Origin of the sequence: Mannheimia bovis, assembly GCF_014541205.1 — a bacterium.
Taxonomy (GTDB): domain Bacteria; phylum Pseudomonadota; class Gammaproteobacteria; order Enterobacterales; family Pasteurellaceae; genus Mannheimia; species Mannheimia bovis.
The window spans coordinates 780,699-805,880 of record NZ_CP061280.1; the positions used below are offsets into that span (position 1 = coordinate 780,699).

Annotated in this window: 20 protein-coding genes, 2 tRNA genes and 3 rRNA genes; 18 read left to right on the forward strand and 7 right to left on the reverse strand. The window is 41.9% G+C overall.

Features of this window, described 5'->3' with window-relative positions; all coding sequences use genetic code 11:
• Positions 1-4 precede the first annotated feature (4 nt).
• Complete coding sequence (locus ICJ55_RS04010) at positions 5-265, reverse strand: YfhL family 4Fe-4S dicluster ferredoxin (RefSeq protein WP_188157411.1); 261 nt, start codon at positions 263-265, stop codon at positions 5-7.
• Between the two features lie 231 nt (positions 266-496).
• Here ICJ55_RS04010 and rbsD point away from each other — a divergent pair, with 231 nt between their 5' ends.
• The 6 genes from rbsD to ICJ55_RS04040 all read left to right on the forward strand — a co-directional run bounded on the left by rbsD (position 497) and on the right by ICJ55_RS04040 (position 6,355).
• Complete coding sequence (rbsD, locus tag ICJ55_RS04015; protein ID WP_188157412.1) at positions 497-916, forward strand: D-ribose pyranase; 420 nt, start codon at positions 497-499, stop codon at positions 914-916.
• 9 nt (positions 917-925) lie between these two features.
• Positions 926-2,422, forward strand: coding sequence for a ribose ABC transporter ATP-binding protein RbsA (rbsA, locus tag ICJ55_RS04020; protein ID WP_188157679.1), 1,497 nt, complete (start codon positions 926-928; stop codon positions 2,420-2,422).
• A gap of 9 nt (positions 2,423-2,431) precedes the next feature.
• Positions 2,432-3,400: a ribose ABC transporter permease gene (gene rbsC, locus ICJ55_RS04025; RefSeq protein WP_188157413.1), complete on the forward strand. Its 969-nt coding sequence runs from the start codon at positions 2,432-2,434 to the stop codon at positions 3,398-3,400.
• A 22-nt stretch (positions 3,401-3,422) separates the two neighbouring features.
• On the forward strand, positions 3,423-4,301 hold the full coding sequence (rbsB, locus tag ICJ55_RS04030) for a ribose ABC transporter substrate-binding protein RbsB (RefSeq protein ID WP_188157414.1): 879 nt from the start codon (positions 3,423-3,425) through the stop codon (positions 4,299-4,301).
• A 94-nt stretch (positions 4,302-4,395) separates the two neighbouring features.
• Positions 4,396-5,313 (forward strand): ribokinase, encoded by a 918-nt coding sequence (rbsK, locus tag ICJ55_RS04035; protein WP_188157415.1) that lies wholly within the window; start codon positions 4,396-4,398, stop codon positions 5,311-5,313.
• Between the two features lie 31 nt (positions 5,314-5,344).
• Complete coding sequence (locus ICJ55_RS04040; protein ID WP_188157416.1) at positions 5,345-6,355, forward strand: substrate-binding domain-containing protein; 1,011 nt, start codon at positions 5,345-5,347, stop codon at positions 6,353-6,355.
• Between the two features lie 35 nt (positions 6,356-6,390).
• On the opposite strand, the gene narL is transcribed toward ICJ55_RS04040, so the two are convergent.
• A complete protein-coding gene (narL, locus tag ICJ55_RS04045) occupies positions 6,391-7,020 on the reverse strand; it encodes a two-component system response regulator NarL (protein WP_188157417.1) in 630 nt (209 codons plus the stop codon).
• Positions 7,021-7,218: 198 nt separating this feature from the next.
• Between narL and rlmKL the strand changes: the two genes are divergently transcribed.
• From rlmKL to ICJ55_RS04070, 5 genes are all read left to right on the forward strand, one after another.
• Positions 7,219-9,351, forward strand: a complete 2,133-nt coding sequence (rlmKL, locus tag ICJ55_RS04050) for a bifunctional 23S rRNA (guanine(2069)-N(7))-methyltransferase RlmK/23S rRNA (guanine(2445)-N(2))-methyltransferase RlmL (protein WP_188157418.1) — start codon at positions 7,219-7,221, stop codon at positions 9,349-9,351.
• 15 nt (positions 9,352-9,366) lie between these two features.
• Complete coding sequence (trmL, locus tag ICJ55_RS04055) at positions 9,367-9,846, forward strand: tRNA (uridine(34)/cytosine(34)/5-carboxymethylaminomethyluridine(34)-2'-O)-methyltransferase TrmL (RefSeq protein WP_025236646.1); 480 nt, start codon at positions 9,367-9,369, stop codon at positions 9,844-9,846.
• A 166-nt stretch (positions 9,847-10,012) separates the two neighbouring features.
• Entirely contained in the window at positions 10,013-10,807 is a 795-nt protein-coding gene (gene nagB / locus ICJ55_RS04060; protein ID WP_188157419.1) for a glucosamine-6-phosphate deaminase, read from the forward strand.
• Between the two features lie 76 nt (positions 10,808-10,883).
• Positions 10,884-12,026, forward strand: a complete 1,143-nt coding sequence (nagA, locus tag ICJ55_RS04065; protein WP_188157420.1) for an N-acetylglucosamine-6-phosphate deacetylase — start codon at positions 10,884-10,886, stop codon at positions 12,024-12,026.
• An 83-nt stretch (positions 12,027-12,109) separates the two neighbouring features.
• On the forward strand, positions 12,110-12,424 hold the full coding sequence (locus ICJ55_RS04070; protein WP_188157421.1) for a DUF2322 family protein: 315 nt from the start codon (positions 12,110-12,112) through the stop codon (positions 12,422-12,424).
• 60 nt (positions 12,425-12,484) lie between these two features.
• Here the strand turns inward: ICJ55_RS04070 and tal are convergent, their stop codons facing one another.
• Positions 12,485-13,432 (reverse strand): transaldolase, encoded by a 948-nt coding sequence (gene tal, locus ICJ55_RS04075; RefSeq protein WP_188157422.1) that lies wholly within the window; start codon positions 13,430-13,432, stop codon positions 12,485-12,487.
• A gap of 527 nt (positions 13,433-13,959) precedes the next feature.
• On the opposite strand from tal, the gene ICJ55_RS04080 reads away from it, so the two are divergent.
• The 7 genes from ICJ55_RS04080 (at position 13,960) to sohB (ending at position 21,700) form a co-directional block, all read left to right on the forward strand.
• Positions 13,960-15,499, forward strand: a 16S ribosomal RNA gene (locus ICJ55_RS04080).
• A gap of 112 nt (positions 15,500-15,611) precedes the next feature.
• A tRNA-Ile gene (locus tag ICJ55_RS04085) sits at positions 15,612-15,688 on the forward strand.
• A 54-nt stretch (positions 15,689-15,742) separates the two neighbouring features.
• Positions 15,743-15,818 (forward strand) — tRNA-Ala (locus tag ICJ55_RS04090).
• 266 nt (positions 15,819-16,084) lie between these two features.
• Positions 16,085-18,984: ribosomal RNA gene (locus ICJ55_RS04095) — 23S ribosomal RNA — on the forward strand.
• A 146-nt stretch (positions 18,985-19,130) separates the two neighbouring features.
• Positions 19,131-19,246: ribosomal RNA gene (rrf, locus tag ICJ55_RS04100) — 5S ribosomal RNA — on the forward strand.
• The 16S, 23S and 5S rRNA genes sit together here with 2 tRNA genes alongside, the layout of an rRNA operon.
• 195 nt (positions 19,247-19,441) lie before the next feature.
• Positions 19,442-20,623 (forward strand): lipid-A-disaccharide synthase, encoded by a 1,182-nt coding sequence (lpxB, locus tag ICJ55_RS04105; RefSeq protein WP_188157423.1) that lies wholly within the window; start codon positions 19,442-19,444, stop codon positions 20,621-20,623.
• Between the two features lie 24 nt (positions 20,624-20,647).
• Positions 20,648-21,700 carry a protease SohB gene (gene sohB, locus ICJ55_RS04110; protein WP_188157424.1) on the forward strand — a complete coding sequence of 351 codons (1,053 nt, stop codon included), beginning with the start codon at positions 20,648-20,650 and terminating at the stop codon, positions 21,698-21,700.
• Between the two features lie 45 nt (positions 21,701-21,745).
• On the opposite strand, the gene ICJ55_RS04115 is transcribed toward sohB, so the two are convergent.
• The 4 genes from ICJ55_RS04115 to ICJ55_RS04130 form a co-directional block, all read right to left on the reverse strand.
• Entirely contained in the window at positions 21,746-22,126 is a 381-nt protein-coding gene (locus tag ICJ55_RS04115) for a hypothetical protein (RefSeq protein ID WP_188157425.1), read from the reverse strand.
• Between the two features lie 72 nt (positions 22,127-22,198).
• Complete coding sequence (locus tag ICJ55_RS04120; RefSeq protein ID WP_188157426.1) at positions 22,199-23,191, reverse strand: peptide ABC transporter ATP-binding protein; 993 nt, start codon at positions 23,189-23,191, stop codon at positions 22,199-22,201.
• Position 23,192: 1 nt separating this feature from the next.
• Positions 23,193-24,194 (reverse strand): dipeptide ABC transporter ATP-binding protein, encoded by a 1,002-nt coding sequence (dppD, locus tag ICJ55_RS04125; protein ID WP_188157427.1) that lies wholly within the window; start codon positions 24,192-24,194, stop codon positions 23,193-23,195.
• A 10-nt stretch (positions 24,195-24,204) separates the two neighbouring features.
• Positions 24,205-25,095, reverse strand: coding sequence for an ABC transporter permease subunit (locus tag ICJ55_RS04130; protein WP_188157428.1), 891 nt, complete (start codon positions 25,093-25,095; stop codon positions 24,205-24,207).
• Positions 25,096-25,182 lie beyond the last annotated feature (87 nt).

Sequence of the window (25,182 nt, forward strand, 5' to 3'; positions counted from 1 at the left end):
TTTTTTATATTTTATCAGGGTGATGGATCATCACAAATCGTTCCCAAAGTTGCTCTTCGGTTTCGATATGATCAGGATCTGTAATAATGCAGTTGGTGATTGGGCAAACTTTTTGGCAGGTTGGTTTATCATAATGCCCAACGCACTCTGTGCATAATATGGGATCGATAACATAGATATCATCGCCCACCGAAATCGCATCATTCGGGCATTCCGGTAAGCACATATCGCAGTTGGTACATTTGTGGGTAATTAATAAAGCCATAAATTTGTGTGGAGAAAATAAAATTAAACAAGCGGTAGAATTTGTAAATTTTTTTACTAAATCGACCGCTTGTAACTAGGTTTTGCCTATTATAAAGCAAAATAATTTGAACTACTTCACATTTTTGCAATTTGGTTGTTTATCGTTGGGGAAAAATTTTTTATGATCTCATCGAAACGTTTCGATGGAGTGTTTTCCAAATGTAATGAAGCGAAATAAAGGGGAATTGAGATGAAAAAAACAACAAATCTTAATGCACAACTTTCACATAGTATTGCTAAGCTTGGTCATACCGACAGTTTAACTATTTGTGATGCAGGATTGCCTATTCCAAATGAAGTAGAGAGAATTGATTTAGCGTTAACTGCCGGTGTGCCGGGTTTTTTACAGACGTTTGATGTTGTGGTAGATGAGCTTTTTGTTGAGCGTGTATTAATTGCAGAAGAAATTAAGCAAAAAAATCCACAGATTTTAGCTGCTCTCTTAGAGCGTTTAGCTCAGCTTGAGCAAGTCCAACAGAATAAAATTCAAGTGGATTATGTTAATCACGAAATCTTTAAAGAGCAGACACACCATAGCAAAGCCGTTGTACGTACAGGTGAATGTTCGCCTTATGCCAACATTATTTTATATTCAGGTGTACCGTTTTAAGGTGGAATGATGGAAACCTTATTAAAAATGAATGGGATTGATAAATCTTTCCCGGGGGTAAAAGCACTCAGTAATGCTTGCTTGTCTGTGTATGCAGGGCGAGTAATGGCATTAATGGGGGAGAATGGTGCCGGTAAATCGACTTTAATGAAAGTATTGACGGGGATTTACAGTAAAGATGCAGGTTCAATTGCTTATTTAGGTCAAGAGGTTACTTTTAAAGGTCCGAAACATTCGCAAGAAGCCGGAATTAGCATTATCCATCAAGAGCTTAACTTAGTGGGTAATTTGACTATTGCCGAAAATATTTTTCTTGGGCGTGAATTTAGAACTGCTTGGGGAGCGATTGACTGGAAAAAAATGTACGCTGAGGCAGATAAATTATTGGCTCGTTTAGGTGTAAAACATAGCAGTCATCAACTTTGTTCAGAATTATCAATTGGTGAACAGCAAATGGTGGAAATTGCTAAAGCGTTGAGTTTTGAATCTCGAGTGATCATTATGGACGAGCCAACCGATGCTTTAACTGATACGGAAACGGAAGCTCTATTTAAGGTTATTCACGAGCTAAAAGCAGAAAATCGAGGCATTGTGTATATTTCACACCGTTTAAAAGAAATTTTCCAGATTTGCGATGATGTTACTGTGCTTCGTGATGGTCAGTTTATCGGAGAACAAGTAATTGCAGATATTGATGAAGATAAATTGATTGAAATGATGGTCGGTCGCCGCTTAGAAGAACAGTATCCTCATTTACAGCAAGAGCGTGGCGAGCTCCTTCTTGATGTGAAAAACCTAAGTGGAAGTGGTGTAAATGGGGTTTCATTCCAGTTACATAAAGGTGAGATTGTAGGGATTTCCGGTTTAATGGGAGCAGGGCGTACCGAGTTAATGAAAGTGCTTTATGGGGCGTTACCGAAAACTACAGGTACGATTGAGTTAAAAGGAAAAGCGATTTCCAACAAATGTCCGCAAGATGGATTGGATAACGGCATCGTGTATATTTCAGAAGATCGTAAAGGCGATGGGCTAATTTTAGGAATGTCGGTAAAAGAAAATATGTCTTTGACTTCATTAGATCATTTTTCCAAAGGTGGCTCTATTCGACACGATGCAGAAAGATTGGCGGTTGATGATTTTATCTTGATGTTTAATATCAAAACGCCAAGTCGAGATCAACAAATTGGGTTACTGTCTGGCGGTAATCAGCAAAAAGTGGCGATTGCCAAAGGCTTGATGACTCGTCCAAATGTGTTGATTTTAGATGAACCAACACGTGGTGTTGATGTTGGGGCGAAAAAAGAGATTTACCAATTAATTAATGAATTTAAAAAAGATGGATTGAGTATTTTGATGGTTTCGTCTGATATGCCGGAAGTGCTTGGAATGAGTGATCGCATATTAGTGATGCACGAAGGCAGAATTAGTGCAGAATTTTCGCGTGAAGAAGCAACTCAAGAAAAATTGTTGGCAGCAGCTATCGGTAAAAATACGGTATTAAATTAAGGTGTTCTTATGACAACTCAAGCAAATAAATTTCAACTAGGCAAATTTTTAATAGAGCAACGCTCTTTTGTTGCCTTATTTATTTTAATCATCATTGTTTCAATGATTAACCCTGATTTCTTCAGTGTAGATAACATTCTCAATATTTTACGCCAAACTTCTGTGAATGCGATTATTGCAGTAGGAATGACGTTCGTGATTTTAATCGCCGGGATTGATTTATCGGTTGGTTCTGTTTTAGCTTTAACAGGAGCGGTTGCCGCCTCTTTAGTCGGTTCTGAATTACCGATTTTCCTTGTTATTCCATTAGTGTTATTACTTGGTACAGCTTTTGGTGGAATTAGTGGTGCGATTGTGGCGAAAGGTAAAGTCCAAGCCTTTATTGCAACATTAGTTACAATGACATTACTGCGTGGTATCACAATGGTTTACACCGATGGCAGACCAATTAGTACAGGTTTTTCTGATCAAGCCGATGCGTTTTCTTTTATTGGTACAGGTTATTTATTTGGTATTCCGTTCCCTATTTGGATTATGGCAGTTGTGTTTGCGATAGCGTGGTATATCTTGAAACATACGCCGATCGGTCGTTATATTTATGCCTTAGGTGGAAATGAAGCAGCAACTCAGCTTTCAGGAATTAATGTTAATAAAATAAAAATTTTCGTTTTTGCAGTAAGCGGCTTTTTATCCGCACTGGCAGGCTTAATTGTAACTTCACGCCTTTCTTCTGCACAGCCAACAGCCGGTGTTTCTTATGAATTAGATGCAATTGCAGCAGTTGTGGTTGGTGGAACTAGTTTAATGGGGGGTAAAGGACGTGTAATGGGCACATTAGTTGGGGCATTAATTATCGGTTTCTTAAACAATGCACTCAACTTATTGGATATTTCTTCATATTATCAGATGATTGCTAAAGCATTGGTGATTTTAGCAGCCGTATTAGCTGATAATTATTTAGGTACTAAAAAAGTGTAATCATCTTCAAAGGAGATTTTCTATGAAAAAATTAACAACTATCGCTTCAGCAATTATGTTGAGTTTATCTGTTGCGGCTACGGCTTCAGCAAAAGACACTATTGCATTAGCAGTATCAACGTTAGATAACCCATTCTTCGTGAGCCTTAAAGATGGTGCTCAAAAGAAAGCTGATGAATTAGGCTACAAATTAGTGGTGCTTGATTCACAAAATGACCCGGCAAAAGAGCTTTCTAATGTGGAAGACTTAACCGTACGTGGTGCGAAAGTATTGCTAATTAACCCAACTGATTCAGAAGCGGTCGGAAATGCGGTAGCAATTGCAAATCGTAATAAAATCCCTGTAATTACGCTTGACCGTGGTGCAGCAAAAGGCGATGTAGTCAGCCATATTGCATCAGACAACGTAGCAGGCGGTAAAATGGCTGGTGATTTCATCGCACAAAAATTAGGTGAGGGTGCGAAAGTTATCCAATTAGAAGGTATTGCAGGTACATCAGCGGCTCGTGAACGTGGCGAAGGCTTTAAACAAGCAATTGATGCTCATAAATTCAATGTATTGGCAAGCCAGCCAGCCGATTTTGACCGCACAAAAGGTTTGAATGTAACGGAAAACTTATTAGCGAGTAAATCGGATGTACAAGCGATTTTCGCTCAAAATGATGAAATGGCATTAGGTGCATTACGTGCAGTAGGTGCGGCGAAGAAAGAGGTATTAATCGTTGGCTTTGACGGTACAGATGATGGTGTAAAAGCAGTAGAAAGTGGTAAATTAGCGGCAACTATCGCTCAACAACCAGACTTAATCGGCTCACTTGGCGTGGAAACTGCTGACAAAGTGTTAAAAGGCGAAAAAGTAGAAGCGAAAATCCCAGTAGATTTAAAAGTTATCACAAAATAATCGCTTTACAGCCCCAGAAGGGCTGAATTATGCTTAACCCGGTACGGCTTTGCCGTGCTGGGCAAGCAAAGATTTTGGCAACTAAGGACTTATTATGAAAAACCTCACCGTACTCGGCAGCATTAACGCTGATCACGTTATTTCCGTTCCCTATTTTGCTAAACCGGGCGAAACTTTGACTGGGCATAGCTATCACATTGCTTATGGCGGTAAAGGAGCGAATCAGGCGGTTGCTGCAGCTCGGCTTGGGGCAAAAGTATCTTTTATCGGCTGCATTGGTGATGATGGCATCGGTCAAGCAATGAAAACCGCTTTTGAGAAAGATGGTATTAATACTCGCCCGATCAAATCCGTGGCAAATGAAATGACCGGTATTGCAATGATTCAAGTAGCAGAATCGGGCGAAAACAGTATTGTGATTTCGGCAGGAGCAAACGGGCATTTAGATGAAACTGTTGTGGCTGAATTTCAATCGGAAATTACACAAGCTGATTGCTTATTAATGCAGTTAGAAACCCCTTTACCTGCGATTATTCAAGCAGCGAAAATCGCTAAAGAAAATAACACGCAAGTAGTGCTGAATCCTGCACCTGCCAGAGCATTACCTGATGAGCTACTAAGCCTGCTAGATATGATTACCCCAAATGAAACAGAGGCGGAAATTTTAACGAGTATAAAAGTAGTTGATGAAGCAAGTGCGAAGCTGGCAGCTCAAGCCTTCCACCAAAAAGGTATTGAGAAAGTGCTGATTACATTGGGTTCAAAAGGTGTTTTTGTGAGTGAAAACGGACAAGGCGAAATTGTAGCGGGTTTTCGTGTTAATGCAGTTGATACGACCGCAGCAGGAGATACCTTTAACGGTGCATTGGTTACCGCAATGTTAGAAGATAAACCGCTTAATGAGGCAATTCGTTTTGCACACGCAGCCGCTGCGATTAGCGTAACCCGAAAAGGAGCCCAGCCGTCTATTCCAAGCCGTCAAGAAACCTTAGATTTTTTGAGTAAGCAGTAACAAGCGGTCGTTTTTCTAAGGAATTTTGCAAATGGCAACGATGAAGGATATTGCACGCCTCGCACAGGTTTCGACCTCAACGGTTTCCCACGTTATCAACAACAGTCGTTTTGTGAGTGAGGAAATTCGGGAAAAAGTTCAGCGGGTGGTTAAAGAGCTAAATTATACGCCTTCTGCATTGGCTCGCAGCCTAAAAGTCAATGAAACTAAAACCATTGGAATGTTGGTTACTGCAACCAGCAACCCATTTTTTGCAGAAGTGATGGCAGGTGTTGAGCTATATTGCCAGCAACACCACTATAACCTGATTATTGCCACTACCAATGGTGATGCTGAGCGTTTACAACATCATTTGCAAACGCTTATTCAACGTAAAGTTGATGGCTTACTACTAATGTGTGGCGATGCCAGATTGAATGCTGATGATAACCTAAATATTCCTCTACCAATGGTCGTTGTGGACTGGTGGTTTACGGAATTGAATGCGGATAAAATTTTTGAAAATTCAACATCCGGTGGCTATCTTGCCACAAAAACCTTAATTGATGCAGGGCATTCTAATATTGCGATTATTACAGGAAATCTAAAAAAATCATTGGCAAAAAACCGTTTAGAAGGCTACAAAAAAGCCCTAGCGGAGGCTAATATTCCACTTAACCCAAATTGGATTATTGAAAGCCATTTTGATTTTGCAGGTGGTGTAGATGGAATGAATACTTTGCTTACTCAATCTAAAAAACCAACGGCGGTTTTCGCCTGTAGTGATACGATTGCTCTGGGTGCTTACCAAGCTGTTTGGCAACAAGGTTTAAGTGTACCGCAAGATATTTCAATTATTGGCTACGATGATATTGAACTGGCAAAATATCTCTCTCCACCACTTTCTACCATTAGCCAACCGAAAGCTGAACTTGGTAAATTGGCGGTAGAAACCTTGTTAAAGCGAATTCGTACTAAATCTACAGCATTTCAGACTATTATGCTAGAGCCTGAATTAGTGTTACGAAGTTCGATCCGCACTATAAATAAAAATGCCGAATAACTTTACGCTATTCAGCATTTTGCCTTGAAATCTTATTAACCTTTTTGTTGTTCTAAATATAGCACGGTTGCAGCCACTCGAGAGTGAACATTGAGCTTACGCAGCAAGTTGCGGATATGCACTTTTACCGTTTCTTCAGAAATAAAGAGTTGGGCTGCAATCTGCTTGTTCGACATTCCGGTTGCGATCCACTGCAATACATCCAGCTCACGATCGGTTAAGCAGCTTAGCGGATCATTTTCCGGTTGGCGGTTTAACAAGTGCTGGCGAACGGTTTCGCTTAATACTACTTCGCCTGCGGCAGCTCTTCGAATATTATCCAACAATTCCGGGGTATCGGTATCTTTTAATAAATAGCCATCAACACCTGCATCCATTAAGGCGAACACGTCTGATTGCTCGTCAGAAACCGTTAGCATAATAATGCGGGCATCTACGCCTTGAGAACGTAATGAACGTAAGGTATCTAACCCAGAGATGCCTTTCATATTTAAGTCTAAAATAATCACATCCGGCTCAAGTTGTAATGCCAGTTTGATGCCATCTGTGCCGTTACTGGCTTCGCCCACTACTGAAAATTGATCGTCAAGTTCCAATAGCTGACGCATTCCCTGACGCATCAGCGGGTGGTCGTCAATCAATAAAATACGAGTTGGAGTAGTCATTTGTTTCTCCCGTTTTCTTCCCTCATTTAATCGACTAATTTTGCGATCATTGATTAAAAATAGCAAGTTTTGCCCTCTTATAAAACACGGTTTTTTTGATCTGTGCTAATTTTTTACACAAAAGAAATTGCAAAACTTTGCAAGAAAAAGACCGCTTGTTCGGCTATAATGGGCAAAATTTTCTATGAGAAAACCAGAATGACAAATCAAACTACTTATTTCGCCACCGCAGCCCGAGGTTTTGAGGAAATGCTTAAAACCGAACTTGAGCAGATCTGCAATGCAGAATGTAAAGTCGCACAAGGCGGCGTGCATTTCACCACCAGCCAAAAAGGGGCATATCAGGCACTTTTACACAGCCGTTTAGCCTCTCGCATTTTATTGCCTTTAATCAGCACTAAAATTTTTAGCGATAGCGATTTATACGCCTCCATTATCGCCTTTAATTGGGCTGAACTTTTTGACCCGAGAGATACGTTCTATATTGATTTCAACGGTACAAACCGAGAGATCCGCAACACCCAATTTGGGGCGATGCGAGTGAAAGACGGCATTGTCGATTATTTTGAGCGTAAAGGTTTCGCCCGCCCGACGGTCGATAAAGAGAACCCCGATGTGCGAATTCACGTCTATTTAGATCGTGAAAATCTGGTGGTTTCGCTGGATTTAAGTGGTGATGCGTTACACATTCGAGGTTATCGTGAAGATACCGGTAAAGCCCCTTTGCGTGAAACCTTGGCGGCGGCGATTATTCTACGTTCCGGTTGGCAAAAAGGCACACCGTTGGTCGATCCGATGTGCGGTTCCGGCACGCTGTTAATTGAAGCGGCACAAATGGCCGCCAATATTGCTCCGCAACTTCATCGTAAATATTGGGGATTTAATGCGTGGAAAGGGCATCAACAAGCTATTTGGAAAGAGGTGTTAGACGAAGCATTTTCGCAAAAAAATGATGACATTCAACCGCTTTTCTTCGGCTTTGACCTCGATCATAGAGTGCTCGCTAAAGCCAAACAGAATGCAAAAAATGCCGGGGTGGATCATTTAATTCAATGGCAACAGGGCGATATCGCTGCATTGAAAAATCCAATGCCTGAGCAGATCGGCACTGTGGTGTGTAACCCACCATACGGTGAGCGTTTAGGCACAACACCGGCGTTAATCGCCCTTTATTCCGTATTCGGGCAACGCTTAAAACAACAATTTGCCGGCTGGAATGCCTCCATTTTTAGTGGCGAGCCAGAGTTGTTAAACTGTCTGCGTTTACGTTCGGCTCGCCAATTTAAAGCGAAAAACGGTCCGTTAGATTGTGTGCAGAAAAATTATCTGATTAGCGAAAATAACAAGCGGTCAGATTTAACCGAAAATTTGCAATTTGAGCAAAATGCCCAAGTAGCACCTGATTTCGCCAACCGTTTAGCGAAAAACATCAAAAAAGTAGAAAAATGGGCGAAGCAACAGGGTATTGATGCGTACCGTTTATACGATGCTGACTTGCCGGAATATAATTTGGCGGTGGATAGATATGGCGATCATATCGTTGTGCAAGAATACCAAGCACCGAAAAATATTGACGAACAAAAGGCTCGTCAACGCTTGTTGGATGCCGTTTCTGCCACACTTTCGGTAACAGGTGTGGAAACCAATAAATTAGTCCTCAAAGTTCGCCAAAAGCAAAAAGGCACGAACCAATACGAAAAATTAGCGAATAAAGGCGACTATTTCTTCGTCAATGAATATGGGGCGAAACTGTGGGTAAATTTAACCGATTACTTGGATACCGGCTTGTTCTTAGATCACCGCTTAACCCGTAAAATGGTCGGTGAAATGGCGAAAGGTAAAACCTTCCTTAATCTCTTTGCTTACACAGGTTCGGCAACAGTTCACGCTGCATTGAATGGGGCGAAATCGACCACTACGGTGGATATGTCTAACACCTATTTGAACTGGGCTGAACAGAATTTAGAGCTGAACAATTTATCGCTTCGCAACAATCGTTTATTCCAAGCGGATTGCTTGCAATGGCTTGCTGAATGCCGTGAGCGTTTTGAGCTGATTTTCGTTGATCCGCCAACCTTCTCAAATTCAAAAAGAATGGAAAACAGTTGGGACGTTCAGCGGGATCATATTGAGCTAATGAAACAGCTTAAACGCATTTTAACTACAGACGGCACTATTGTTTTCTCCAATAACAAACGTGGTTTTAAAATGGATTTTGATGGCTTAGCAGAGCTGGGGTTACAAGCGGAAAATATTTCCCACAAAACGCTATCGCTTGATTTTGAGCGTAATCCGCAGATTCATAATTGTTGGATTGTGAAACATTTATAGGGCGAAAAATTTAAAATGTTAGATATTGTTTTATACGAACCGGAAATTCCGCAAAACAGCGGCAATATTATCCGCCTTTGTGCAAATTGCGGGTTCCGTTTACATATGATTGAGCCGTTTGGCTTTGCTTGGGACGACAAAAAACTCCGCCGTTCGGGCTTGGACTACCACGAATTTGTGAATATCCAAAAATACAAAAATTTTGAGGATTTTTTAGAGCGAGCCAAGCCGAAACGCTTATTTGCCTTAACCACGCGTGGCGAGCAAAATCACAGTGATGTGAAATATGAATTGGGCGATTTTTTAATGTTTGGTCCGGAAAGTAGAGGGATTCCAAAACCGCTGTTAGCAGAAATGCCGATGTCGCAAAAAATCCGTATTCCAATGTGCCAAGACAGCCGCAGTATGAATTTATCCAATTCTGTGGCGGTGGTGGTGTATGAGGCGTGGCGGCAGTTTGGCTACCAAAATGCGGTTTCGGCTCAGTCTATTTAAGTGACAAGCGGTTTGATTTTTGTGATTTTTTACGAAAATTAAACCGCTTACATTTTATGTGATCTAGATCACAATAAACCGTATAAAGCATAGCATTTGAAGTTATATTTCATTAAAATGAAAAAAATGAAGTATTTTTCTCAAAAATAAAATTTAAGGAGATGTTATGCGTTTAATTCCGTTAGAAACTGCTCAAGATGTGAGTGTTTGGGCTGCTCGCTATATTGTTGATCGTATTAATGCATTCAAACCGACTAAAGAGAAACCGTTTGTGCTTGGCTTACCGACAGGCGGCACCCCTGAAAAAACCTATAAAGAATTAGTTAAACTCTACCAAGCAGGGGAAGTCAGCTTTAAAAATGTGGTTACTTTTAATATGGATGAATATGTTGGCTTACCTAAGGAACATCCTGAAAGCTACCATAGTTTTATGTTCAAACATTTCTTTGACCACGTTGATGTGCCACTTGAAAACATTAATATTCTAAACGGTATGGCGGAAGATGTGGACGCAGAATGTGCACGTTATGAAGAGAAAATTCGCTCTTACGGCAAAATCCACCTCTTTATGGGCGGCGTGGGCGTTGATGGACATATTGCATTCAACGAGCCTGCCTCTTCGCTCTCTTCTCGCACTCGCATCAAAACATTAACGGAAGATACCCGCATTGCAAATTCCCGTTTCTTTGATAATGATGTCAGTCAAGTGCCGAAATTTGCCTTAACTGTAGGCGTGGGGACACTGCTTGATGCGGAAGAGGTGATGATTTTAGTTACAGGTCATAATAAAGCATTAGCTTTACAGGCGTGTGTGGAAGGTGCGGTAAATCACCTTTGGACCATCAGTTGCTTGCAATTACACCGCCGTGGTATTGTGGTATGTGATGAACCGGCAACGCAAGAATTGAAAGTAAAAACAGTTAAATATTTCAAAGAGTTAGAGAAAAATGTAGCACGTTAGTGCTTGATAACAAGCGGTTATTTTCGCAAAAAATTTTGTAAAAACGACCGCTTGCTACAATCTAAAGGAACAAAATATGAACCATTATGCCTTAACAAATTGTGTGATTTACACAGGCGAAGAAGTGTTGTACCAACACGCATTAGTGGTAAAAGACGACAAAATCGAATCTATCATTCTTGAAGAAAATTTACCGCAAGCCCTCGAAAAAGTGGATTTGAACGGGGCGAATTTATCGGCAGGTTTTATTGATTTACAGCTCAACGGCTGCGGAGGGGTAATGTTTAATGAAGACATCAGCATCCGCACCCTTGAAATTATGCAAGAAACTAACTTGCGTTCAGGTACCACCAGCTATTTACCGACTTTTATTACTTCGCCTGATGAGGGAATGAAAGAGGCGGTGGTGGTCATGCGTGAATACCTCGCCAAACATAAAAACCAAGCATTGGGGCTACATTTTGAAGGCCCTTATTTAAGCGTGGCGAAAAAAGGCGTTCACCGCCCGGAATTTATCCGTGAAATCAGCCCGGAAATGTTAGATTTCTTATGTGCCAATGGCGATGTAATCACCAAAGTCACGATTGCAGCAGAAAACTCAACCGCAGATCACATCAAGCGTTTTAACGATGCAGGCATAATTGTCTCTATCGGTCACTCGAATGCGACTTTCACCCAAACTAAACAGCGAATTGCTGAAGGGGCAGCTTTTGCTACTCACTTACACAATGCGATGTCGCCGGTGAGTAACGGACGCGAAGGTGGGGTAGTAGGTGCAGTGTTAGACAGTGATATTTACGCTGGCATTATCTGCGACGGTTTGCACGTTGAATGGGGCAATATCCGCATTGCGAAAAAAGCCAAAGGCGATAAATTAGTGATCGTAAGCGATGCGGTGGCTGCTGCAGGTAGTGACATTGAATCTTTTATCTTTGTCGGCAAGAAAGTCACCGTAAAAGACGGCAAATGCTTTGATGAATTTGGAGCCTTAGGCGGTGCGGCGATCACGATGATCGAATCGATCCGCAATGTAGTGTTACATTGCGATATCAGCCTGAATGAAGCCATTCGTATGAGTACCCTCTACCCGGCAAGAGCGATTGGGATTGAGGATAAACTTGGTTCACTCTCAGTAGGCAAAATTGCCAACTTAGCGATTTTTGATAACCAATTCAATGTGAAAGCAACTGCCGTAAACGGGCAATTACATTGGAATTAATTTTGCTATAAATTTTAATCATAACAGCATATAATCAAAAGGCAGATGTTATATCTGCCTTTATCTTTATCAGGGAGAACCAAATGCAATTCAAAGATTATTTAGCGACTTTTCCGACCATCGAGCATCTTTCAGGTTTAGATGTGATTAATAGTGGTGAGGTAATGCAACATATTCCGGCAATTGAAGGCAAATTAGGCTCACTAAGACTCTACTATGCACTTTACGAGAAATTTGATGGAAAATTAGATGCCAATACAGCAAAACAAGGACTTGAATGGTTTGCAGAGCATACTGAAGATGCTAAAGCTAATGTAGGAAAACACCCAAACATTGATTTATTATTCAAGGTAATTGATAATGACTTATCATTGATTTTAAAGCCTTTACATAAATAATATAAATAGAAAACCCACTTTAAAGTAAATGCTAAAGTGGGTTTTATTATAAATTAATTATTATAGTTTTTCAGCAAGCATTGCTTCTAATTTCTCTTGGTCGATAGCAAATTTACGGATACCTTCCGCTAATTTCTCAACCGCCATTGGATCTTGGTTATGTTCCCAATAGAATTCTGCTTCAGTTATTTTTTCTGGACGAGGCTTGATTTCGCCTTTGTAATCTAATTTGCGAACTAATTTTTCATCGCTTTCTTGTAACTCTTTTAATAAAGAAGGTGAGATAGTTAAACGATCGCAACCAGCTAGCTCAATAATTTCGCCTACATTACGGAAACTTGCTCCCATTACAATAGTGTTATAACCGTGTTGTTTATAGTAATTGTATATATTGGTTACTGAAATGACACCTGGGTCTTCAGCTGGGGCATATTCTTTGCCCTCATTCGCTTTATACCAGTCTAGAATACGACCAACGAATGGAGAAATTAAGTAAACTCCCGCTTCTGCACAAGCACGAGCCTGAGCTTGAGAGAATAATAATGTTAAGTTACAGTTAATTCCTTCTTTTTCTAACTGCTCTGCCGCTTTGATGCCTTGCCAAGTAGAAGCAATTTTAATCAAGATACGATCATTACTGATACCTGCATCGTTATATAATGCAATTAATTTGCGTGCTTTTGAAATTGTCTTTTCTGTATCGTAAGAGAAACGAGCATCCACCTCGGTAGAAATACGACCAGGAACAAGTTTTAAAATTTCTAAGCCGATATTTACTGCTAATTTATCTTCTGCATCAACTAATTGTTGATCTTTATCACTACTTTGTGTTTTTGCATAAGCAATAGCATCTTCAATTAATGGAGCGTATTGCGGTAATGCAGAAGCACTTAAAATTAAAGATGGGTTTGTCGTTGCATCTTCAGGTTTATAAAGTTTCATTGCCTCAATATCACCTGTATCTGCAACAACAACGGTTACTTTACGCAATTCATCTAATTGGCTCATATTCATTCCTTATATATGATGTTAATAACGAAAATAATTTTGCAAATAATAGCAGTAACAACTTCAAAAGAGTAAATAATTTTGTGATATAGATCACATTTTTATAAAATAACTCAGAGATTATGGAGGCATAAAAGTACTACTTTTGAATAAATCACCATTTTTCGCTAAAGAAATAAACAGATTGTACTAAAACCATACAAGCGGTAAAAAATTTAAAATTTTTTGCAAAAAACACTTGCGTAGATTTAATATTTCTCTATAATGCACCGCACACAACGACGCACTGTTGTGAACAGTTAAGTTAATATTCAGTGCGTCGTTCTTTTTTGTTCTTTAACAATTTATCAGACAATCTGTGTGGGCACTTGTTGATAGACTTGATTTAAAACTATTTTTTTAATTTTGAAGTCTTAATAGGTGCTTAACTAGAAATTCATTACTTTCTTTTAACTGAACTTTTTTAAGTTGAGCTAAGTTTGAAAGTGCGATTTTATGTCAGTACATATTGAGCGATTAAACTTTTTGAATTGAAGAGTTTGATCATGGCTCAGATTGAACGCTGGCGGCAGGCTTAACACATGCAAGTCGAACGGTAGCACAGAGGAGCTTGCTCCTTGGGTGACGAGTGGCGGACGGGTGAGTAATGCTTGGGAATCTGGCTTATGGAGGGGGATAACTACTGGAAACGGTAGCTAATACCGCGTAATGTCTAAGGACTAAAGGGTGGGACTTTCGGGCCACCTGCCATAAGATGAGCCCAAGTGAGATTAGGTAGTTGGTGGGGTAAAGGCTCACCAAGCCGACGATCTCTAGCTGGTCTGAGAGGATGACCAGCCACACTGGAACTGAGACACGGTCCAGACTCCTACGGGAGGCAGCAGTGGGGAATATTGCACAATGGGGGGAACCCTGATGCAGCCATGCCGCGTGAATGAAGAAGGCCTTCGGGTTGTAAAGTTCTTTCGGTAGCGAGGAAGGTGATTGTTTTAATAGAGCAATCAATTGACGTTAACTACAGAAGAAGCACCGGCTAACTCCGTGCCAGCAGCCGCGGTAATACGGGGGGTGCGAGCGTTAATCGGAATAACTGGGCGTAAAGGGCACGCAGGCGGACTTTTAAGTGGGATGTGAAAGCCCCGGGCTTAACCTGGGAATTGCATTTCAGACTGGGAGTCTAGAGTACTTTAGGGAGGGGTAGAATTCCACGTGTAGCGGTGAAATGCGTAGAGATGTGGAGGAATACCGAAGGCGAAGGCAGCCCCTTGGGAATGTACTGACGCTCATGTGCGAAAGCGTGGGGAGCAAACAGGATTAGATACCCTGGTAGTCCACGCCGTAAACGCTGTCGATTTGGGGATTGGGCTTTGAGCTTGGTGCCCGTAGCTAACGTGATAAATCGACCGCCTGGGGAGTACGGCCGCAAGGTTAAAACTCAAATGAATTGACGGGGGCCCGCACAAGCGGTGGAGCATGTGGTTTAATTCGATGCAACGCGAAGAACCTTACCTACTCTTGACATCCTAAGAAGAACTCAGAGATGAGTTTGTGCCTTCGGGAACTTAGAGACAGGTGCTGCATGGCTGTCGTCAGCTCGTGTTGTGAAATGTTGGGTTAAGTCCCGCAACGAGCGCAACCCTTATCCTTTGTTGCCAGCGATTAGGTCGGGAACTCAAAGGAGACTGCCGGTGATAAACCGGAGGAAGGTGGGGATGACGTCAAGTCATCATGGCCCTTACGAGTAGGGCTACACACGTGCTACAATGGCGTATACAGAGGGCAGCGACCCAGCGATGGTGAGCGAATCTCACAAAGTACGTCTAAGTCCGGATTGGAGTCTGCAACTCGACTCCATGAAGTCGGAATCGCTAGTAATCGCAAATCAGAATGTTGCGGTGAATACGTTCCCGGGCCTTGTACACACCGCCCGTCACACCATGGGAGTGGGTTGTACCAGAAGTAGATAGCTTAACCTTCGGGGGGGCGTTTACCACGGTATGATTCATGACTGGGGTGAAGTCGTAACAAGGTAACCGTAGGGGAACCTGCGGTTGGATCACCTCCTTACCAAAAATCAAGGGCGAAGCTAAGCGAGAGCGAAGTGGAGCAGAAACGACAGCAAGTGTTCACACAGATTGTTTGATAGATGAAATAGAAGACAAACTGAAGGTCATCCGTTGGGTCTGTAGCTCAGGTGGTTAGAGCGCACCCCTGATAAGGGTGAGGTCGGTGGTTCAAGTCCACTCAGACCCACCACTCTAAACGAGAGCGAAAGCAAACTGAAGAGTGAAAACAACGAAAGATGAAATTGGGGATATAGCTCAGCTGGGAGAGCGCCTGCCTTGCACGCAGGAGGTCAGCGGTTCGATCCCGCTTATCTCCACCAATCATCATACCTAAGGTTGCAAGCGGTAGAAAATACCGAGATTTTTGCGATTTTAGGTATGATGATAGGCGAAAGCCTATTGTCTTAATGTTCTTTAAAAATTTAGAAACAAGCTGAAAAACTGAGAGATTTTCGAAAGAAAGTCTGAGTAGTTCAAAAATCTTAGCTGAACAAAAGCAGCTAAGTGTTTAGTTTAAAAACTAACTTTAAGTGTTTTGTTTTTTCTTTCTCTGGATTGAAATAACAGAAAACATTTGAGGTTGTATAGTTAAGTGACTAAGCGCACAAGGTGGATGCCTTGGCAATCAGAGGCGAAGAAGGACGTGCTAATCTGCGAAAAGCTTGGATGAGTTGATAAGAAGCGTTTAATCCAAGATATCCGAATGGGGAAACCCAGTAGATGAAGAATCTACTATCATTATCTGAATACATAGGATAATGAGGCAAACCGGGAGAACTGAAACATCTAAGTACCCCGAGGAAAAGAAATCAACCGAGATTTCGTTAGTAGCGGCGAGCGAACGCGAAAGAGCCAGTTAGTGATAGCAGTAAATACAGGAGAATGAGCTGGGAAGCTCAATCGTAGAGGGTGATAATCCCGTATCCGAAGTATTTATTGTGGTACTAGGCTAACAACAAGTAGGGCGGGACACGTGATATCCTGTTTGAAGATGGGGGGACCATCCTCCAAGGCTAAATACTCCTGATTGACCGATAGTGAACCAGTACTGTGAAGGAAAGGCGAAAAGAACCCCGGCGAGGGGAGTGAAATAGAACCTGAAACCTTGTGCGTACAAGCAGTGGGAGCAGATTAATTCTGTGACTGCGTACCTTTTGTATAATGGGTCAGCGACTTATATTTTGTAGCAAGGTTAACTGAATAAGGGAGCCGAAGGGAAACCGAGTCTTAACTGGGCGTGTAGTTGCAAGGTATAGACCCGAAACCCGGTGATCTAGCCATGGGCAGGTTGAAGATTGGGTAACACTAATTGGAGGACCGAACCGACTAATGTTGAAAAATTAGCGGATGACTTGTGGCTGGGGGTGAAAGGCCAATCAAACCGGGAGATAGCTGGTTCTCCCCGAAATCTATTTAGGTAGAGCCTTGAGCGGACACCTTCGGGGGTAGAGCACTGTTTCGGCTAGGGGTCCATCCCGGATTACCAACCCGATGCAAACTGCGAATACCGAAGAGTGATACTCAGGAGACACACGGTGGGTGCTAACGTCCATCGTGGAGAGGGAAACAACCCAGACCGCCAGCTAAGGTCCCAAAGTACTAGTTAAGTGGGAAACGAAGTGGGAAGGCTTAGACAGCTAGGATGTTGGCTTAGAAGCAGCCATCATTTAAAGAAAGCGTAATAGCTCACTAGTCGAGTCGGCCTGCGCGGAAGATGTAACGGGGCTAAAACTAGTCACCGAAGCTGCGGCATCAGTGGTAACACTGTTGGGTAGGGGAGCGTTCTGTAAGCGGAAGAAGCTGGATTGAGAAGTCCGGTGGACGTATCAGAAGTGCGAATGCTGACATAAGTAACGACAAAACGAGTGAAAAACTCGTTCGCCGGAAGACCAAGGGTTCCTGTCCAACGTTAATCGGGGCAGGGTGAGTCGGCCCCTAAGGCGAGGCTGAAAAGCGTAGTCGATGGGAAACGGGTTAATATTCCCGTACTTGGATAAACTGCGATGTGGGGACGGAGAAGGTTAGGTTATCAGGGTGTTGGATATCCCTGTTTAAGTTGGTAGGTGGAATGTTTAGGCAAATCCGGACATTCTTAACACCGAGAGATGATGACGAGGCACTACGGTGCTGAAGTAACCGATACCACGCTTCCAGGAAAAGCCACTAAGCTTCAGGTTTATCTAAACCGTACTATAAACCGACACAGGTGGTCAGGTAGAGAATACTCAGGCGCTTGAGAGAACTCGGGTGAAGGAACTAGGCAAAATAGCACCGTAACTTCGGGAGAAGGTGCGCCGGCGTAGATTGTAGTCCCTTGCGGATGAAGGTTGAACCGGTCGAAGATACCAGCTGGCTGCAACTGTTTATTAAAAACACAGCACTCTGCAAACACGAAAGTGGACGTATAGGGTGTGATGCCTGCCCGGTGCTGGAAGGTTAATTGATGGTGTTATCGAAAGAGAAGCTCCTGATCGAAGCCCCAGTAAACGGCGGCCGTAACTATAACGGTCCTAAGGTAGCGAAATTCCTTGTCGGGTAAGTTCCGACCTGCACGAATGGCATAATGATGGCCAGGCTGTCTCCACCCGAGACTCAGTGAAATTGAAATCGCCGTGAAGATGCGGTGTACCCGCGGCTAGACGGAAAGACCCCGTGAACCTTTACTATAGCTTGACACTGAACATTGAATTTTGATGTGTAGGATAGGTGGGAGCCTTTGAAGCAGTCACGCCAGTGATTGTGGAGGCGTCCTTGAAATACCACCCTTTAACGTTTGATGTTCTAACGAAGTACTCGGAACGAGTACTCGGACAGTGTCTGGTGGGTAGTTTGACTGGGGCGGTCTCCTCCCAAAGAGTAACGGAGGAGCACGAAGGTTTGCTAATCACGGTCGGACATCGTGAGGTTAGTGCAATGGTAGAAGCAAGCTTAACTGCGAGACAGACAAGTCGAGCAGGTGCGAAAGCAGGTCATAGTGATCCGGTGGTTCTGAATGGAAGGGCCATCGCTCAACGGATAAAAGGTACTCCGGGGATAACAGGCTGATACCGCCCAAGAGTTCATATCGACGGCGGTGTTTGGCACCTCGATGTCGGCTCATCACATCCTGGGGCTGAAGTAGGTCCCAAGGGTATGGCTGTTCGCCATTTAAAGTGGTACGCGAGCTGGGTTTAGAACGTCGTGAGACAGTTCGGTCCCTATCTGCCGTGGGCGTTGGAGAATTGGTTGGGGCTGCTCCTAGTACGAGAGGACCGGAGTGGACGCACCGCTGGTGTTTCGGTTGTGTCGCCAGACGCATTGCCGAGTAGCTATGTGCGGAAGAGATAAGTGCTGAAAGCATCTAAGCACGAAACTTGCCAAGAGATGAGTTCTCCCAGACTATAAGTCTGTAAGGGTTGTTGGAGACTACGACGTAGATAGGTGGGGTGTGTAAGCGTTGCGAGACGTTGAGCTAACCCATACTAATTGCCCGAGAGGCTTAACTATACAACGCTCAAGTGTTTTTATAGAGAAACAAGAAGACACAAGGCGAAGTAAAGTAAAGACTAAACAAAAAAGACGAATGAAGAAAAGACAAACAAAGAGAAGAATACTCAAAGTAGCAGCTTGTTTTTAGATTTTAACTGAATTATCCCGATGACCATAGTGCTGTGGTTCTACCTGACACCATTCCGAACTCAGAAGTAAAACGCAGTAACGTCGATGGTAGTGTGGTGTTTCGCCATGTGAGAGTAGAGCATCATCGGGTTTTACCGAATACATAAGAGAAGATAGATAGAGAGAAGAGCCCCTAAGTAGAGATACTTAGGGGTTTTTGTTATTTCAAACGGTTAATGGCTAAAACTGTGAGTTCTGTTTGGTGAATATGTAAAAAAATGATCAGTTTTTATAATGATTGGCTATAATAGTAAAATTTAAATATTTATATTTTATAAATCTAACTATGAAAAATAAATCACCTATTATTGCTCTAGTGGCAGGGGAAGTATCTGGCGATATTCTCGGAGCAGGGTTAGTTAAAGCATTAAAAGTGCATTATCCAAATGCTCGTTTTATTGGGGTAGCCGGTCCACGAATGATATCAGAGGGTTGCGAGACTTTATTTGATATGGAAGAACTCTCGGTTATGGGTTTAGCTGAGGTGGTTAAACATCTTCCAAGATTACTGAAACGTCGTAAGCAAGTGATTGATGAAATGCTTCAATTAAAGCCCGATATTTTTATTGGTATTGATGCACCGGATTTCAACTTAACTGTTGAAGAAAAACTCAAAGCGAGTGGTATTAAAACTATTCATTATGTGAGCCCATCGGTGTGGGCGTGGCGTCAAAAGCGGGTGTTTAAAATTGGTAGAGCGACTAATTTGGTATTAGCATTTCTGCCGTTTGAGAAGGCATTCTACGATAGGTTTAATGTGCCTTGCCGTTTTATTGGTCATACAATGGCTGATGCAATTCCTTTAGAACAGGATCGTTCGCAAGCCTGTTTATCTCTTAATATTGATGAAAGCAAACGCTATATGGCAATTTTGGTGGGAAGTAGAGGTAGCGAAATTCAATTTTTAGCTGAGCCATTTTTAAAAACAGCTCAACTTCTAAAGGCTCGCTTTCCTGATTTGCAATTCTTAGTCCCAATGGTTAATGAAAAGCGATTTGTGCAATTTAATGAGATTAAAGCACAAGTTGCTCCAGAACTAGAGCTTACTATTATTCAAGGCAAGGCTCGTGAAGCGATGATTGCAGCGGAATGTACGCTCTTAGCGTCCGGCACGGCTGCATTAGAAGCAATGCTGTGCAAATCGCCAATGGTTGTTGGCTATAAAATGAAACCGCTTACTTATTGGTTGGCAAAAAGGTTGGTTAAGACAGACTATATTTCTCTGCCTAATTTACTTGCTCAAGAGCTTCTTGTGCCAGAGTTAATCCAAGAGGAGTGTAATCCGGAGAATTTGGCAAAACATTTAACGGTTTTCCTTGCAGATGATATAGAAAGCCAAACTAAGAAGTCAGCTTTAAAGCAGCGATTTGTTGAGTTGCACAAGTCAATTCAATGTAATGCAGATGAGCAAGCGGCTCAAGCGGTTGTTGATTTATTAAATAGTTCTACAAGCGGTCATATTTATTGATTTTTTTGCAAAAAGGGAAGAGGTATGTGGAAAGAAGTTTTACTTAATTATGGGATTTTCTTATTAGAATTATTAACGGTTTTCGGCATTATTGCAGTGGTAGTAATGTTGATTTTGGAGTCCAAAAAACAAACTGAGAATGGTACAGTATCTATTACAAATTTAACGAAAAAATATAAGGAACAGCAAAAATCACTTGCAGGATTTTTCTTGAGTGAAGCAGAGCTAAAGCATCAAGAAAAGCAAGAGAAAAAAGCGGAGAAAGAGAAGGCAAAAGCTGAGAAGAGACGTTTAAAAGAAGGTGGAGAAAGCGAAGAAGCCCCATCTCGCTTGTTTGTACTGAATTTTAATGGCGATATGATGGCACACGAGGTTAATTCTCTACGCCGAGAAATTGATGCAGTGATTAGCCTTGCTAATCCAGAAAAAGATGAAGTATTGCTCAGATTAGAAAGCCCAGGTGGTGTGGTTCACGGTTATGGGTTAGCAGCTTCACAGTTGCAACGCTTGCGTTATCGCAATATTCCTTTAATTGCAGCGGTGGATAAAGTTGCTGCAAGCGGTGGTTATATGATGGCTTGTGTGGCAAATAAAATTGTGTCTGCTCCGTTTGCGGTGATTGGCTCGGTAGGTGTTGTAGCTCAAGTGCCAAATATTCATCGTTTCCTGAAAAAACACGATATTGATGTGGATGTGATGACTGCAGGCGAATATAAACGTACAGTAACTTTAGTCGGCGAAAATACAGAGAAAGGTAAGCAAAAATTCCAACAAGAATTGGAAGAAACTCATTTATTGTTCAAACAATTTGTCGCTCAACACCGCCCACAATTAGATATTGAAAAAGTAGCAACAGGTGAACATTGGTTCGGACAGCAAGCGATTGAGTTAAATTTAGTAGATGAAATTGCAACCAGTGATGATCTTATTTTAAATGCAATCTTTGAGAAAGAGGTGATTGAATTGAAATATAAAGAGAAGAAGAAATTGAGCCAGAAAATCGGCTCACAGTTAGAACAATCTGCGGAAAATGTGTTAACTAAGATCTTAAATAAAGGTCGTTCAACGATAATGTAGTGTCAAACAAAAGAGCTGAACTTTATTGAGTTCAGCCTTTTCATTTTATACGTTATTATGCTGTTTTTCTTGTTTAGTATGGTAAAAATAGAGGTAAATTAGCCCGATAGGTGCGATAAGAATCGCAAAGCTATAGCAAAAGAGCATCGTAAATAACTTTACAATCAAAACTAAAATTGCATTCGCAAAGAATATATTATTGCCTAAAATATAGTCAATGATACTTTCATACACAAAACGTGCGTAAGGGTAAAGAAATTGGCTAATAATAAGGATTGCTAGTAATGGTATATTCCAGTCGCCTGTTTTAGGGTGCTTTACGCCAGCAAAGATAAATAAGGCAAGAATTAGTAGCCCAAATAAGAAATGTCTTAGATAGTAATTAAGTGATAACCCACCAAATGTTTTTTGAATGATATTTGCCATTGTTTCTCCTTACTATAAGTTTTATAAGCGGTTTAAATTTGCAAAATTTTTACAAAATTAAACCGCTTTTTATTACTCATTTACCACAAAACAGGCAATGCGAGTGCCATCTGCATAGGTCTTGAGATCGGGCTGGCTAACACGGCATAGATCAGTTGCAAAACGACAACGAGCATTAAAAGCACAGCCTCTCGGTGGCTTAAGCGGGCTTGGTAATTCACCTGTTAGCTTAATGCGTTCACGACGTTGATTTGGATCTAAACGTGGTGTTGCTGAGAGCAAGGCTTGTGTATAAGGGTGGCGAGGGTTGCTAAAAATCGTTTTAGTGTCGCCTTGTTCAACACAACGCCCTAAATACATAACCATCACTTCATCTGCAATGTGTTCAACAACAGATAAATCGTGTGAAATAAAGACATAAGACAGACCCATTTCTTCTTGTAGATCCATCATCAAGTTAAGCACTTGGGCTCGAACCGAAACGTCTAAGGCGGAAACGGGCTCATCAGCCACTACAATGTCAGGTTGTAGCATCAAACCACGAGCAATGGCGATTCGCTGGCGTTGTCCACCGGAGAACATATGTGGATAGCGGTCATAAAATTCAGGTTTTAACCCGACTTTTGCCATCATTTCTAATACTTTTTCTTTACGCTGTTTTGCAGATAAATCGGTATTAATCAGCAATGGTTCTTCCAAAATCGCCCCTACTTTTTTGCGAGGATTGAGCGAGCTATATGGATTTTGGAACACAATCTGAATTTTTTTACGGCGTAACTGGGTGGTTTCTTTATCATTTACTAAGAAATTCTGCCCGTTGTAGAATAATTCTCCCTCAGTTGGGCTTTCAATCATTGTGAGCATTCGCCCTAAAGTTGATTTTCCACAGCCCGATTCGCCTACAATCGCCAATGTTTTGCCACGTTCAAGCGTGAATGACACACCATCAACCGCTTTAACCAGCTTTGGTGGCGAGAACATTCCCTTTTTAACCGGGTAATATTTTTTTAAATTAATCGCATCGAGAAGCGGTGCGTTTTTATTATTTTTTTGTAAATCGCTCATTTTAACCTCTCAGATGTTGTTCAAATGCAAGTGGTGTGCCCGCAAGTGTTAAAGGGGTATGGCATTTTACTTGTCTGCCATTGATAGTCTGCATTAGAGGTTCTTCTACACGACATTTATCCGTTGCATAAGGGCAGCGAGGATTGAGCAAACAGCCCTGTGGTCGGTCGTATTTACCTGGTACAACGCCTGGTAGAGATTGCAAACGAGATTTCCCTTCGGCAAATTCAGGCAAGGCTTTCAGCAATGCTTGGGTGTAAGGGTGAAGTGGCGAGCTGAAAATTTCTGCTGCTTTTCCTTCTTCAACCACTTGTCCTGCATACATTACGATAATACGGTGAGCCGCTTCTGCTACAAGAGCAAGATCGTGAGTAATCAGAATTAACGCCATATTTTCTTTGCGTTGTAACTCTAAAAGTAAGTCAATGATCTGTGCTTGAATGGTTACATCTAATGCGGTGGTTGGCTCATCGGCAATCAATAATTTAGGGTTACAGGCAATCGCCATTGCAATCATTACTCGCTGGCTCATACCGCCTGAAAGTTGGTGCGGATAAACCTCTAAACGAGACTCAGGATCCGGAATACCCACCATTGTAAGTAGCTCAACAGCTCGCTCACGGCGACTTGCTTTTGAACCTCCTTGATGGACTTTTAACGCTTCCATAATCTGATAACCAACAGTGTAGCTTGGGTTGAGGCTAGTCATTGCATCTTGGAAAATCATAGACACATCAGCACCTACAATTTGCTGTTTTTGCTTTGGTTTTAATGCCAACAAATCATTGCCGTTAAAATGTAAATTTTCCGCCATTACACGACCGGGAAAGTCGATTAAGCCCATAATTGCTAATGAACTCACCGATTTCCCTGAACCTGACTCGCCAACAATGCCTAATACTTCGCCTTCGTTGATTTCGTAGCTTACGCGATCCACCGCTTTAAATGGCGTTTTTTCATCGCCAAAATGGACGGAAAGCTGATTAACAGTTAATAATGCCATCTTGTCCCTCCTATTGTTTTAGTTTTGGATCGAGTGCGTCACGCAAACCATCGCCCATTAAGTTGAAGGCTAACACTAACGATAAAATAGCTAGACCCGGAATGGTAACTAACCAGTTTGCGGATTGCATAAAGCCACGTGATTCTGCCAACATCGTACCCAGTTCAGGTGTTGGGGGCTGAGCCCCAATGCCTAAAAAGCCGAGTGCGGCAAGTTCTAAAATCGCATTTGAAATCCCCATTGTCATTTGAACGATCAGTGGAGCTAAACAGTTTGGTAAGATAACTACAAACATTAAGCGGAACACACTTGCACCGGCTACACGGGAAGCGGTTACATAATCACGGTTTTTCTCACTTAATACTTGAGCACGAGTTAAACGTACATAACTTGGAATGGACACTGCCGCAATCGCAATTGCCGCATTGGTGAGCGATGGACCAAGAATGGTCACTACCCCGATAGTTAATAGCAGGCTTGGAATAGCCAACATAATATCCACAAATCGCATAATGATAATATCAAGCATACCGCCGTAGTAGCCGGCAACTAAGCCTAAAATTACCCCGAATACACAAGAAAGTAACACAATGATTAAGCCGATAAAGACAGATAATCTTGCACCATAAATAATACGAGACAGAATATCACGCCCGATATCATCAGTACCCAGTAAATGAGCGGAATTTCCCCCTTCCAACCAGGCGGGAGGCAGTAATAATGCACTGCGATTTTGCTCAATTGGATCAAATGGGGCAACCCAAGGTGCGAAAACGCAGGCTACAAAGACTATTGCAATAAAGGCAAGTCCGATTAATGCACCTCGATTTTGACAAAAATAGTACCAAAATTCCTGTAATGGCGTTTTTGGTTTAGGTGCAGATAATGTTATTGAAGACATTCATCACTCCAAAAATAAAAAGATCCCAAATCCTAGAGAACAAGCGGTTGGTTTTTAGATACTTTTTGCAAATTTATAAGCAAAATT